9 protein-coding genes are annotated in these 13,873 nt (G+C 44.2%); 2 read left to right on the top strand and 7 right to left on the bottom strand.

All coding sequences use genetic code 11. The features are described from left to right. Nucleotides 1-156 precede the first annotated feature (156 nt). From FAM09_RS09265 to FAM09_RS09250, 4 genes are read right to left on the bottom strand one after another with little or no spacing between them, the layout of a single operon-like run. A complete protein-coding gene (locus tag FAM09_RS09265) occupies nucleotides 157-1,317 on the bottom strand; it encodes a glycoside hydrolase family 26 protein (RefSeq protein WP_136576816.1) in 1,161 nt (386 codons plus the stop codon). 41 nt (nucleotides 1,318-1,358) lie between these two features. Continuing rightward, nucleotides 1,359-2,438: an IPT/TIG domain-containing protein gene (locus FAM09_RS09260; protein WP_136576815.1), complete on the bottom strand. Its 1,080-nt coding sequence runs from the start codon at nucleotides 2,436-2,438 to the stop codon at nucleotides 1,359-1,361. A gap of 20 nt (nucleotides 2,439-2,458) precedes the next feature. Next, entirely contained in the window at nucleotides 2,459-4,024 is a 1,566-nt protein-coding gene (locus FAM09_RS09255; protein WP_136576814.1) for a RagB/SusD family nutrient uptake outer membrane protein, read from the bottom strand. Nucleotides 4,025-4,055: 31 nt separating this feature from the next. After that, complete coding sequence (locus tag FAM09_RS09250) at nucleotides 4,056-7,196, bottom strand: SusC/RagA family TonB-linked outer membrane protein (protein ID WP_136576813.1); 3,141 nt, start codon at nucleotides 7,194-7,196, stop codon at nucleotides 4,056-4,058. Between the two features lie 233 nt (nucleotides 7,197-7,429). Here FAM09_RS09250 and FAM09_RS09245 point away from each other — a divergent pair, with 233 nt between their 5' ends. After that, nucleotides 7,430-8,308 carry a helix-turn-helix domain-containing protein gene (locus FAM09_RS09245; RefSeq protein ID WP_136576812.1) on the top strand — a complete coding sequence of 293 codons (879 nt, stop codon included), beginning with the start codon at nucleotides 7,430-7,432 and terminating at the stop codon, nucleotides 8,306-8,308. Nucleotides 8,309-8,592: 284 nt separating this feature from the next. Then, nucleotides 8,593-9,297 carry an NUDIX hydrolase gene (locus tag FAM09_RS09240; RefSeq protein ID WP_136576811.1) on the top strand — a complete coding sequence of 235 codons (705 nt, stop codon included), beginning with the start codon at nucleotides 8,593-8,595 and terminating at the stop codon, nucleotides 9,295-9,297. Nucleotides 9,298-9,806: 509 nt separating this feature from the next. Here FAM09_RS09240 and FAM09_RS09235 read toward each other — a convergent pair. The 3 genes from FAM09_RS09235 to FAM09_RS09225 form a co-directional block, all read right to left on the bottom strand. Continuing rightward, nucleotides 9,807-10,142, bottom strand: coding sequence for a hypothetical protein (locus FAM09_RS09235; RefSeq protein WP_136576810.1), 336 nt, complete (start codon nucleotides 10,140-10,142; stop codon nucleotides 9,807-9,809). A gap of 510 nt (nucleotides 10,143-10,652) precedes the next feature. Continuing rightward, nucleotides 10,653-12,440 (bottom strand): glycoside hydrolase family 2 protein, encoded by a 1,788-nt coding sequence (locus FAM09_RS09230; protein WP_243751636.1) that lies wholly within the window; start codon nucleotides 12,438-12,440, stop codon nucleotides 10,653-10,655. Nucleotides 12,441-12,571: 131 nt separating this feature from the next. Further along, nucleotides 12,572-13,777 (bottom strand): glycoside hydrolase family 88 protein, encoded by a 1,206-nt coding sequence (locus tag FAM09_RS09225; RefSeq protein ID WP_136576808.1) that lies wholly within the window; start codon nucleotides 13,775-13,777, stop codon nucleotides 12,572-12,574. Nucleotides 13,778-13,873 lie beyond the last annotated feature (96 nt).

Genomic DNA, 13,873 nt, shown 5'->3' with positions numbered 1-13,873 from the left:
CATAGCCGGTAGCAGCATAAAGAGGGCCTTCACCCAGGCCATCAGTGGATAGGTTTATTTATCATATAATGCAAGTTATAGTGGAATCTCCGTCAGGGTCAACCCGTTCAGGTCAATACAAACATGCAATCTTGATTACTTAACCAGGAACAGGCTTTAATCGGTATAGAGTTTTTCTTTGGCTATATCTTTCTCGAATAAGGTATTATCTAACTGATAGAACTTTAAGAAATCAAGTTCTGATCCATGGCCCTTATACGGCGCATAATAATGCATCTTTTTCATCCATTCATTATAGCCATGGTTGCGCCAGAGCAGTACGTAAGAGATCTTATGCTCCCCTATCGCTTTCAATAAGGTCTCCGTGAACCAGTTGGCAAATGGAATTTGCTCATATCCGGTTTCGGCCAGGGCTGTGAGTTTATTTTTTTCAGCGGCTATTTCTGAAATTAGGCCCAATTGAAAATTGATATTCTTTACAAACCAGTCGCTTTTGGCCGGGTCATCATACTGGTAAGAATCAAAACTGATCATATCTACGATGTCATCGCCCGGATAGCGTTCCAGGAATTCCCCTTTTGTTTTAAAATCGCCCGACGTATTGTATACGTATAAGAGATTGTGCACTTTCTTTTCTTCCCGCAGGTAATACAGCGTAAACCGCCATAATACTTTGAACTGTTCAGGCGTGCAGGTATTACGGCACCACCAGAACCAGTTTCCTGTTAACTCGTGAAACGGCCTGAACAAAACCGGGATGGCTTCGCCCTGGCTTCCTTTTAATGACAGAAAGAATTTCGCGAGCTCATCTAACCACGATTTATACAACTGGTGGTTAGCCGCGCCTGGTAAAATAGAGGCAACGGTACCATGCGTAGTATCCCAGGCGCCTTTTTCCGCGCCAAACGGACTTCGGGCATGCCAACTGATAGTGATCACACCGCCACGCTCATAGCCTTCTTTTATATACTGGCGCATTTTTTTAAACGGAACGCCGTCGATATTCTTTTCTGCATTGGCTTCCAGCCCGCCTAACTCCCAGCCATACACGGCGGGATAATCGCCGGCTACATCCTTTATATCACTTCTGCCATTTTCATATTTCCAGTTCACCCCATACGCCAGATCGTCCTGGTGGCCGAACATAAAACCCTTCTGCGCTACTTTCTTTAAATTATTGTACAGGTTAATTGTTTGCGAAGTAGCGTTTTTATCGGCCGGCAGTTCTTTCGTTACCGGCCGGGCAGAGGAGCAGTTAGCCCCCACCAGTCCGGCCAGCAACAAAAGATGTTTTATATTGCTTACATACCTATTCATAGTTCATCTGCAGTTTCAATAGGAGTACGGACATTTTGATTTTATTTAACCAGAAGAACATCGTCAAAATAGAATATTTCATCCTGCGCATCGGGCCCTTTGATCCTGAAACCAAGCTGATTGAATGTTGAACCGCCAGCCCACAGGTTGAGTGTTGACAAAGGCACTTTGAAATAGGTCCATACGTTGGCAGGTACATCAATTCTATTGGCTTCAATATAATTTCCGTAACCACCGGTTATTTTATCAGACATGATGTACAATGAGTAATCTCTTGAAGCGCCTTTCACCCAAAGGGTCAGGTATTTGTAGGAAGCGTCCTGCGTAGTGCCGGCCCCCCAGTTTGCCAGGCCCAGCAGGTGCCAGTTGCCTTTTTGGTAATTCTTTCCTACTGATTTGCTGCCTGTTTTGAACTCTGTAGTAGAGATAAAGGCAGCATCGCCCCAGGAACCATTTTCATAACCCGGTCCAAAGCTATCTGTAAAAAACGGATATGCCAGATCGATATTTACAAACTCCTGCGTAGTAAGAGTGGTTCCCGTTACGTTGGTGATGTTTAATGCAGCTCTCGGACTGGTTGTAGAAGGCATGGTGATCACCAGTTGCTTCTTTGATTTTGAAACAATGGTTGCCTGATCAGTAGTATTATTCAATACAACCTTGTTCACAGATTCCAGGTTATTTCCGGTAAGCGTAAGCTGTGTGCCGGCAACAAAATCGTAGTTAGAAACACTGGTTACACTGGGAAAGGCCAAACCGGTAAAAGGAACCGATAACGTTCTGCCTTCGCTATTGGTGAAGATGATATTCTGCGGCCCGCCCGATATGGTATCAGGCACCCTGAATACCAATGCATTTTCCGTATTCAGCGTAGTGTAAAAAGAAGCAGGCACGCTGTCCTTATCAAATACGATCTTTCGAATTTGTCCCAGTCCGCTCCCCTTTAGGGTTAGTGTAGCGCCACCAGCGGCAGTGGACGGGCTTACACTATCAGCAACGGGGTTACCGGCTTTTATATCAGGACTTCCGTCGCCATCTTTTTTGCACGAATCAAGGGTTACTGCCAGGGAGCCTACAGCCAAAACGATCAGAAGAAATTTATATTGGAATAACTTTTTCATAATAACAATCGTGTTTAGTATTAATAATAGCTAACCGGGTCTTTTGCCAATTCTGGGTCCTGTAATATTTCACCGGCAGGAATGGGCAGGTACATATATTTTTCAGCAAATGTTACTTTGGTTGCGGCATCTGCAGTGCCCCTGTTTTGCGCTTCAATCATCTGTTTTGCTTTTGCATATCCCTGTCTTTGGATATCGAACCAGTAATCGCCCTCAAAAGCAAATTCAACACGACGTTCACGCAACAGCTCGTCTTTTGTAATAGAAGTTTTGGCAGTCAAACCCGCGCGTGCCCGTACTTTATTGAAAGCAGCCAATGCGGTGGTTTCTGATGTTGATGAGGCGCTGCCCATAACCGCTTCTGCATAGATCAGTAAAATGTCGGCATAGCGTAAGATCATTGTATTAATACCGGTGTTCATACCCAGTACGGTTTCACCACCATAGGTTTTACCGGGCCCCACTACATACTTTGCAATATTTGAGCGGGTACCATTTTTTATTCCGCCGTCGCCTTCCTTTTGAATAGTGTCATATTTATAACCGTTTGCCATAAACGTATTGTAAGCGGCATTGGCATTCTTCGGTTTCCAGTCAGGTTTAGTCCAACCCTGTTCCATTACGGAGCCCTTACGGCGAAGATCACCGAACTCATAGGCACTCAGGATATCCATTGAAGGAAGATACAATTGCCACATGCTTGCCTCATCGGTTTGCAAATTCGAAGGGCCTCTGTCGGGGTTCTTTTGGTTACCTGATCCCCAGGGATTGCTGGTAAGCTGGTGTTGTATGGAAAAGAGCGCTTCTTTATTATTATTAAGGCTGCTTGAATTGAACATCCCGGCATAGTCGGCCACCAGTTCATACTGGTTCGAGTTCATTACTTCCAGCGCTTTTGCTTTTGCGTTATCATAATCTTTAAGGTACAGGTATAATTTAGCCATCATGCCTTTGGCTGAATACTTCGTCACCCTGCCTGGCTGCGGATCTGTTTCCGGCAACCCTGCTTCTGCTAGCTGCAGTTCTTCCAGGGCAAAGCGCAATACATCTTTCTGAAAGTATCTCGGAATATTAAAATTACCCGACAACGCCGCTTTACCCGGATCGGTAATGATGGGTGCATCGCCCCAGATACGGCCAATGAAGAGATATACGGTGCCGCGGAAGAAATGGCACTCCGCAATACCCGGGTCAATAAACGTAGCATTGCCGCCCATTGCCTTCTTTTGCTCCAGCGCCTTCATATACTCGCTTGTCCAGCCACCGATCTTATAAAATACATTCCAGGCATCGGCAATACGCACCGATGTGGAAGCCATGGAAAAGTTAAGAAAAGGTGGATCATCATTGCCACCGGTATATTCATTGCCGGCCATTACATCGCCAATAGCATCCATGGCGCGGTTCTCATAACCCGACCAGGGCAAACCGTATAAGGTACTGGTTAGCCCGCGTACTTCTTCTGCCGTATTGTAATAATTCGAAAGCGTGGTAGCATCCAGGGAAGGTTTATCTGTAAATTTTTTTGAACAGGATGACAGTACCAGGAAAGCTCCCAAAATAGCATATATATTATTTCGTTTCATTGTTTACTTTTTATTTAAAGCCATCAGATAGTTAAAACTCAAGACTTGCACCAATTGTAAATGAACGTGGGTTTGGATAGTGGCCCATATCAACATTCATCAGTCTGATGTTGTTATTAAAGGCGCCGATCTCAGGATCGTATCCGCTGTAATCTGAGAAAGTCTTCAGGTTTTGAACCGTTACATACACTCTTGCACTATTGATCTTTGCTTTTTCAATGAGCTGTTTAGGAAGCCGGTATCCCAGGCTGATGTTTTGAATGCGCACATAAGAACCGTCCTCTACATAGCGGTCTGAGATGTATACGTTATTTGTATTCGTATTGGTAAAACGGGGTAATTTTCCGTTTGTATTGGTTGCAGTATACCTGTCCAGAACGGTAACCATCTGGTTATAGAAGGCATTATCCATTTTCTCCGTTTGCCAGCGAAGGAAGTTGAAGATCTTGGCGCCCTGGCTACCCTGTACAAATACACTAAGATCAAAATCTTTATAGGTAAAGCTGTTGGTTAAGCCATAGGTGAATTTGGGAAGCGGGCTACCAATGAAGGTGATATCTTTGGCATCTATCACTTTATCAGCCATCACATCTTTGAAGCGAACATCACCAAGCCAGGTATGCGTTTGGTCAACGCTGTAACCAAACTGCGGCAAGCTATTGTCCAGGTCCTGCTGGGTGCGGAACAAACCATCGGTAACCAGGCCAAAGAATGAACCTACTGCATAACCAGGTTGCGTATAGGTAATGGTATAGTTATCGTAATATACTTTACCTGTTAAACCGGCTGTTGAAGCAGCCATTTTTTCGAGCTTGTTCTTGAAATGGGAGAACACCGCACTGGTCTTCCAGGTAAAATCGCTGGTTTTAATATTATTGGTTGTAAGACTGATGTCGATTCCTGTATTGCTCATTTGACCAATGTTTCCGATGGGCGCTTTCAGATCATTCCATTGGTCGCCAACGCCAATCAGGCGGGGACCGGTCAGGAACATCAACATATCGGTAGTTGTTTTCTTGTAAACGTCGAGGTTCAACTCGATCTTTCCTTTAAGAAAAGCAGCGTCGATACCGGCATTTTGCGTTACCACTGCTTCCCAGCTTAAATCAGGATTCGAAATACCATTCAGGTAGCTGGAGGTGCCAAAGCCAACAGGGCCAGGCCAGAAGCCGACTACAGATGTATAAGGCGGGTTGGGTGCGCCTGAAGGAAGATTCTGGTTACCTACAGAACCATACCCAACACGCAGTTTCAGGTAATTCATTACATTTTTAACCGGATCGGCAAACCGCTCGTTGGTAACTGTCCAGCCAAAGGAAGCACCTGGGAAATAGCCCCATTTGTTGTTGGGACCGAAATTGGAAGAAGCATCTGCCCTGAAACTCAAAGACAGCGAGAAGCGGTCGTCGTAGGTATAGCTACCTCTTGCAAACCATGATTCCATGGCCCAGTTACTTTTTCCGCCACCCAGTTCCCAGGTCATTTTATCGCTTTCACCGGCATTCAGATCTAAAATATTATTAGCCAGATTTACTTTTTTACCATTGATGCCTTCATAATAAGAATACTGCGCTTCATGCCCCACCGTTGCTGAAATACTATGCTTATTGATCCATTTATTATAATTCAGGTAGGTTCTCAAGGCGTAATAGTAGCTATTACCTCTGTTATCGAATAACTGGCTTTGCAGTTGGGTGGGCCCAATGGCGCCTGAGTTCTGGAATGCTGTATTATTGTTTAAACCAAGTGAATAGGCAAATTCCGTTTTGAAAGAAAGGTCTTTCCGTAATTGCAGATCTGCATACGTATTTCCAAACACCTGCCAGTTGGTAGATTTATTACCTCTGTAATTAGCCCGGGCAATGGGATTATCCTGGCTGTATTGGAAACCGCCAACGGTAGTTCCGCCACCCCAGGTGCCATCGAGGTTTTTGACAGGGATCAGCGGACTTTGTACAGCTCCCCACCAAATGGTTCCTTCTGCGGCATCGGCCAGCGTTACATTTTGAATACTTCTTGTTGCGTTGGTGCTAACGCCGATCTTCAACCAGGTCTTCAACTGGTGATCGAGGTTAAAGCGCGTAGTATATCTTTTAAAATCAGAGCCTAACAAAATACCTTGCTGATTGAAGTAATTCAACGACAGGTAATAGGAAGTTTTATCCTTTCCACCGGAAAAACTCAACTGATGATTTTGTATTTGACCATTCCGGAACATAGCATCCTGCCAATCGGTACCTGTGCCTAAAACAGAAGGATCTTTAAACTCTTCTGAAGGCGTAAGGCCAATAATAGGCGCTACTTCATTCTGGTATTGGGCAAACTGGCGCAGGTTCATCAGGTCTAATTTCTTCTGCACCTGTTGCTGGCCGTAATACATTTCATAATTTATTTTGCCTTCCCCGCTCTTTCCTTTTTTAGTGGTAATGAGAATTACGCCATTCGCTGCCTGCGAACCGTAAATGGCCTGGGCAGAAGCGTCTTTCAAAACATCGATCGATTCAATATCGCCGGGGTTAATGGAAGCCATTACACTATTACCGGTTTGGCCGTCGGAACCGCCCAAACCTGCATAGCCGGAAGTTGATCTTGTATTATTTACAAATGTAACACCGTCGATAACGATCAGGGGGTCGTTGCTGTTGATGGAGGTAACCCCGCGCACTTTAACAGATACACCGCCGCCGGGCTGACCACTGTTATTGGTAACTGTTAAACCGGCTACTTTTCCCTGTAAAGCCTGGTCGATGCCGGCTACCGGCAGGTCTTTCAGGTCTTTTGCTTTAACGGAAGAAACGGCCGAAGACACATCGCTTCGCCGGGCGGTACCATACCCGATAACAACTACTTCGTTGAGTTTGCTATCGGCTACGTTCAGGGTAACCAGCACCGAGGATTTCCCTTCTATAACAACATCAACCGGTTTCAGGCCTACATACGACACTTCTATCATGGTGGCCTTTTCGGGCACCACCAGCTTAAAATGACCGTTTGCATCTGAAATGGCTGATGCTTTTTCGCCTTTAACTCTTATGGTAGCTTTTTCAAGCGGAGCCCCGAGTGGGTCAGAGATAATGCCCGTTATGATTTTGGTTTGGGCAAGCGCAGGAGCCGTTAGTGCCAGTACGCATAAAGAGGCTATGAGCACCCGGCAAAGTACTTTTTTTCTCATACAGCAATACAATTTACTCCAAATGTATGCCTGAAGTATGATTAATATATAATACTATATTGATCCATTTTTATATTTTTTTATGGAGAAAATCTTTTAAACAGCTACAAACATTCGCTAAATCGTTATCCACATTGCATTTCAGGAGAAAACAGGGCAATTGTACAATTATGATATTAATTATACCGACAATTATATAATTTTGATCATAATTACGATACAATTGCCTGCATATGAAAAGCACTTTACTACGGGAAATCACCCCACTCACCCAAAGTGATTGTTTTACGCTCTTTTCCCGGGTTAAATCAGAATTTGATTTTCCCCTCCATTACCACGAGGAGTTTGAGTTGAATTTTATTCAGAACGCCAAAAACGCAAAGCGGGTGGTGGGCGATCATATTGAAGAAATAGATGAGCTGGAACTGGTGCTGGTAGGCAGCAACCTGCAACATGCCTGGTTTACGCACCATTGCAAATCCAATGAGATCAGGGAAATCACCATTCAATTTCATAAAGACCTTTTTGATGAAAAACTGTTGCGCCGCAACCAGTTGAGCTTTATTCGCACCATGCTGGAAAAGTCGTTGCGGGGCATCCTGTTCTCAAAAGAAACCACGCAGCAGTTGGCCCCCCGAATTATGGACCTGAACCAAAAGCAGGGTTTTGATTCGGTACTAGAATTAATGTCTATCCTACACGACCTATCCATTTCGCGGAACATGCGCATTTTGTCGGACGCGTCTTTTAATAACACCGAACAATACACCTACAACAGCCGGCGCATTGAAAAAACGCTGGAGTACATGAATCAAAACTTCGACAAACCCATTACCCTGAACGAAGTAGCGCGGCTGGCCAACATGTCGGATGCAGCTTTTAGCCGTTTTTTTAAACAGCGCACCGGCAATACTTTTATAGACAGCCTTACGGAAATAAGGCTGGGCCATGCTTCCAGGATGCTGATCGATACGACCCAGTCTATAGCCGAAGTGGCTTACCACTGCGGATTTAATAATATTTCCAACTTCAACCGCATATTCAAAAAGAAAAAAAGCTGTACCCCTAAAGATTTCCGTGAAAGCTTTTCGGGCACACGAATATTTATTTAAAGGGGCATTTCCTGATCATCGTTAGTAAATTGCACCTACTGGTTGGTATAAGGCGGCATAACGCTGGCAAAAAACGCAACCTGCCATAAACGGCTATAGGCCTGCCTTGCATTCTGCCTTCCGCGTTAAGCGTTTAGCGTTTCGCTTTTAAAAAAAATAGCTATCTTCATCACACAGTTATAATATTGTTCGGATTTTCTTATTACTTTAACCCAAAATTCTTTCCGTTTCCACTATTTAGAGTAATTGAATTAAATAGTATAAATGGACCGATTCACTTCTATATGAAACATTATTCCAAGCAAAAACGCATGCTTGTTGCAGTAGACTCGATCATTTTTGGTTTTGATGGATATGAAATGAAACTGCTGCTTATACAAAGAGGATTTGAACCTGAAAAAGGCAAATGGAGCCTTATGGGTGGTTTTGTGCAGCCCGATGAGGATTTTGAACAGGCGGGGGCTCGCATCCTGAAACAACTCACCGGTCTTAAGAATGTATATATTGAACAGTTATACGCCTTTGGCGAACCTGGCCGTGATCCCGAAGAACGCACTATTTCCGTTGCCTACTTTGCCCTGATCGATATTAACAAATACGAGAAGCAATTGAGCGACGACTTCCATGCCGAATGGTTCTCCCTGAAAAAAATACCCAAGCTGATCTTCGATCATAGCCGCATGGTAAAAATGGGCCTGGAAAAGCTTCGTTATAAAGCAGCCTTCCACCCCATTCTGTTTGAATTATTACCAGAGAAATTCACGCTTCCCCAGTTATATAACCTGTACACCGGCGTGTACGACACCGTGCTGGACAAACGAAATTTCACCCGCAAGATACTTTCTACCAAACTGCTCGTTAAGCAAAAAGAAAAAGAGAAAGAGGGTTCTAAAAAAGGCGCCTTCTATTATAAGCTGGATAAGCGGCGTTACGACTCGCAATTCCATGCGTTCCTGAACTTCATTCCCAACCCCGATAATCTGAAATAAGAAAGCCCGCTTACGCTAAGGCTTGCACCTCCTCCGTGTGCCGGCGCCGATGCTCTGGCGCAGGCGCCCAGTTCACGGATCCAGTGGCCCCCACAAGTTGGGATAACCCACCTACGCCCAAGCTTCGGTGGGCGAAAAAAAAGGCGGCTCCCCGGAGGAGGAACCACCCTAAAACAGGACATAACTGGACTAAGCGGAGAGTTGCTATACCAACTGCGACATCCCGTTTGCCTTTGCCTTTCCTTAAACAAAACCTATTTACATTTTTTACTAACAGCCCGAATTAGCTGCGAAGGTCAGTGACTTGTCATGGCTATACTTTAATACTGTTCTTAGTTCTAAGTTTTTAGTTCTAAGTTCTTAGTTCATGGTTTATAGTTGCCGGCATTTAGAAACCTGCTCCTAAAGTCAGCATTTCTTGTAATACATGGTGCCGAAACCAGGAAGCATTCACGAATAAAAGAACCACAAACCATAAACCACAAACCATAAACCATAAAATAAACCAGCTATTGAGCGGTTACTCGGCCAGCCTGATAGCCGGCGTACATATAAGCCGGATACGAGCCTGTAACGGGTTGCCAGTTATCGGCGCTTCCGGTACCGGCTGCTCTTTTACTATAAGGTGCCGGAAGACCGTGGCGTGGCAGTAAGGGATGGTACCCCATTGTTTGAGCGGGCCATTCAAAACCTACTGCCGTGCTGGTTTCGATGGTATCATAAGCGGCGGCTCTTTTATGGCTGCTTACTGCCCTGATCTTTGTACAGGTATAAATAAAGAGTACGATCGTAATAAGTCCAATTATTTCCTTTATTACTTTGTTTACAACAACAGTGTATTTCATTATTAGCCATATTTGGTCAATGGTCAATCGTGAATGGTGAATGGTCGATACGCATCGGCAAGTTGTTAAACTTGCAAATGACGAATTTACTCACCTTAAAAAACTTTCAGGTTACAATAGGTGCATATCAACGGGAAAAGCGGCCGTGTGGATAGTCAATAGACAATGGACAATCCCGATAGCTATCGGGAGCAATAGGCAAACGAAACCGATTGGCAATGGACAATGGGCAAAAGCTTCACGCCACACGCTTCACGCCGCACGCAGCTTAAAGGCGAAAGCTTAAAAGCAAAAGAAAAGAAGCAAAAAAAACTCTAAAAGCGTATAACAATTACCTGGTTCTATATGTGAAAGAACCATGCCAAATTGATCGTGATCAATGTTTAGGCAATAGTTACCGTTAGATATTTATTTTTATGATACAAGGTAACGAGTTAGTAAGTTATTAGTTATTGAGTTTACTCCGGAAAAGAACTTAATAACTTAATAACTCAAAAACATCCTCCCCTTTTAGGGGTTGGGGGTACTACTCTTCTCGTCATAATAAGCCTTCAACACAGCAAACGCTTTCTTCTTTCGTCCCTGTTGATCTATGAGCCCTTTGTTATTCCATCCTTCCTGAAACGTTTGGTTATTACGACGGGGTGAACGGAAATCGCAGAGGATCCAGGGTGACAGACCGGCAAAATTATCGGGCATTCGCTTTAACATAGCAACCTGCTCGCGATAAAACCACTCCTGGTATTCTTCACTCCAGCGTGTAAGTGAATCGCCATGAAAGCCATACAGCGTTTCAGCGCCGGTTTCGCTAATGAAGAAAGGTTTGTTATAAGCAAATTCCCATTTGGCGGTACGGCATCTGTCGGGCAAACCGGCATACCAACCCAGGTATTCATTAAACGATACAATGTCAACATACTCACCTAACGGATCATCGATCTTGTTAACGCCAGGCTGGTAATTTACTTCCAGTGCTGCAGATACCAGGCGCGACGAATCAAGTGAGCGGGCCGCACTGATAAGGTTGCGCATAAAGTTTGTTCGCACGGGTTTTACCGGCGTTTCATTTCCTACCGACCAAATGATAATGCTGGCCCGGTTATGGTCCCTGGTGATCATTTCAGCCAACTGGGTGCGGGCTTTTTCAAACACTTCGGTGCTGTTGAAGTCAATGGTCCAGTAAACAGGAATTTCTGACCACACCAGTATACCCAGCGAATCGGCGGTACGCGCCATATTTTCATTATGGGGATAATGCGCCAACCTTACCATATTACAACTTAACTCTTTTGCCAAGCCCAGCAATTGCAGGGCATCCTGTTTGTTGTATGCGCGGCGTATTTGCCGCGGTATTTCTTCATGTATACAAATACCACGCATAAACAAAGGGTTGCCATTCAGCAAAATCTGTTTACCCACTACCTCTATTGTGCGAAAACCGATCTTGTCTTCTATACGATCGGTGTTGGTACTGATGACAACGGTATACAACCTGGGCGTTTGTGGCGACCATAATTGCACGGCTGGTAAATTGAATTGTATTGCTACTTTATCACCGGTTACGGGAAATGCTTTTTTAATTTTTAATTCCGGAACTTCTACAATCACTTCCTTTGAACTTTGCCCGCCGTTTAGCTGTACCCAGCCTTCAACCGGAATATTCTTTGACGTCTTCAATGACGCGCCCTTCTTAATGTGAAGGCTATAATCCTGAATGAATGCCTGCGGCACTTCAATCAATTGTACATCGCGGGTAATACCGCCATAATTCCACCAATCGGTATTAACAGTAGGCACTTCATCTTTATGTCGGGTATTGTCTACTTTCACTACCAGGTAATTGCCGGTCGCTTTTAAAACAGAATCCGGCACTTCAAAATTAAACGGCGTAAACCCGCCTTTGTGCTTGCCCAGCTTTTTACCATTGAGGTATACATCGGCTTCGTAATTCACTGCACCAAAATACAGGTATACTTTATTGGCCGCACTGGTCCTTGTAAAATCAAAAGATTTTTTATACCACACAATGCCCTCGTAATACAGGAACTTTTCAGCTTGTGAATTCCAGTCGCCCGGCACCTGTAAAATATACTTATCAGTGAACTTGTGCTCTTTGCGTTCGGTTTTATTGACGGGTTCGTCGGTATTCCAGTAAGCTTCGCGATCATTCTCCTTTCGCTCCTGGTAGCGGTAATCATAAAACCCGGTTCCATACGGGTCCACAATATATTGCCAGGCGCCATTGAGGCTGGTTGTTTTTCGGGCAGCGATGCCGGTGATCAAATTAGTTTGTGACATTGCCATGTGGGTAAACAATGTACAAATTGCAAACAGGAATAATTTTCTCATATATCAGTTCATTAGTTTGTTAGTTATTGATTGAGTTATTTTTCAAACTCTACTTACAAACTCAATAACTTAATAACTTACTACTTTTTTAACTCTCTATAACGCTTACAGGCTTCAATGAAATAATAATCGCCATAGGTTAATGGTACATCAATCTCGGTCTTATTCGGCATATGCCCTACTCCATGTTGCAAAATAAAACCACCGTTGGCGCCAATGGGTGCTTTATATGTTTCGGTCGACAAATTACCGATCATGGTTTCTGCTATCTGTACATAACGACGCGCTTCTTTGCCACTGGTGTATTGGCTCAACTCTATAAACGCCGATGCCATGATTGCAGCGGCAGATGCATCGCGCAGGGCATTGGGAATACCGGGCGCATTAAAATCCCAGAAAGGAATTTTATCGGCCGGCAAATTGGGATGGTTTAAAATAAATTCAGCAATATGTTGCGCCTGCTGCAGGTAACGTACGTCTTTGGTATAACGATAACAAACAGTATAGCCATATAAACCCCACGCCTGTCCGCGGGCCCAGGCCGAGGCATCGGCTGCACCCTGCGCTGTTTTCTTTTCCTTCACCGCACCGGTTGTTACATCGTAGTTCAATACGTGGTAAGAACTGTAATCGGGCCGGAAATGATTCTTCATGGTGGTGTTGGCATGTGTAACAGCTATCTTATAAAAAGAGGAATTGTTGGTAGCCTTTGTTGTTTCAAACAGCAACTCCAGGTTCATCATATTGTCAATGATCACCAGGAAATCGGTTGGCTTTTTGGAATCCCATGATTTAATGCATCCTACCCTTTCATTAAACCGGGTACTGAGGGAACGGGCGCTGTTGAGCAATATTTCATTGTATTCGGGTTTTGGTTTTATGCGATTGGCATTGCCAAAACTGCAATACATCATAAAACCCAGGTCGTGGGTAGTTTTGTTATATTGTTCTTTTTGTAATACGCCCAGGATGCGCAGGGCTTCGTTGTACAACACCGTATCGCCTGTTTGTTCGTACAGGTATAATAACGTGCCGGGATAAAAACCACTGCACCACCATTCAGAATCGCTGGTCTCTGCTTTACCGGTCTTAGGATCGAATGTTTTTGGGAAACGGTCAGAGGGCAGGGTTGCTTTCAATACTTTGTATTGCTTTGCGCCATCTTCAAAATTGGTTTGTATGGTTTGCAACAGTTTGTTGCCGGCAACTGATATTTTTGACGATTGGCAGGCAACACCAATTGTAATTACACTTATTAAAACAGAAGAAATAAATGGCAGTTTCATTAATTACTACAATTTGTGTCGAATATACAGAATATGAAGTAAGAAGTAAGAGGTAGTCTCCTTGTGAACTTGTAAACTTACCTCGTACCTCCTACT

This window comes from Niastella caeni (assembly GCF_004834005.1).
GTDB classification, from domain to species: Bacteria; Bacteroidota; Bacteroidia; order Chitinophagales; family Chitinophagaceae; genus Niastella; species Niastella caeni.
Note: the sequence above shows the minus strand (reverse complement) of the source record. Positions and strands in the feature narration are given on the sequence as shown.

Coding starts and splice junctions, on each gene's coding strand:
- FAM09_RS09265 (WP_136576816.1), bottom strand. CDS start 1,317: ATGAATAGGTATGTAAGCAATATAAAACATCTTTTGTTGCTGGCCGGA.
- FAM09_RS09260 (WP_136576815.1), bottom strand. CDS start 2,438: ATGAAAAAGTTATTCCAATATAAATTTCTTCTGATCGTTTTGGCTGTA.
- FAM09_RS09255 (WP_136576814.1), bottom strand. CDS start 4,024: ATGAAACGAAATAATATATATGCTATTTTGGGAGCTTTCCTGGTACTG.
- FAM09_RS09250 (WP_136576813.1), bottom strand. CDS start 7,196: ATGAGAAAAAAAGTACTTTGCCGGGTGCTCATAGCCTCTTTATGCGTA.
- FAM09_RS09245 (WP_136576812.1), top strand. CDS start 7,430: ATGAAAAGCACTTTACTACGGGAAATCACCCCACTCACCCAAAGTGAT.
- FAM09_RS09240 (WP_136576811.1), top strand. CDS start 8,593: ATGAAACATTATTCCAAGCAAAAACGCATGCTTGTTGCAGTAGACTCG.
- FAM09_RS09235 (WP_136576810.1), bottom strand. CDS start 10,142: ATGAAATACACTGTTGTTGTAAACAAAGTAATAAAGGAAATAATTGGA.
- FAM09_RS09230 (WP_243751636.1), bottom strand. CDS start 12,440: ATGTCACAAACTAATTTGATCACCGGCATCGCTGCCCGAAAAACAACC.
- FAM09_RS09225 (WP_136576808.1), bottom strand. CDS start 13,777: ATGAAACTGCCATTTATTTCTTCTGTTTTAATAAGTGTAATTACAATT.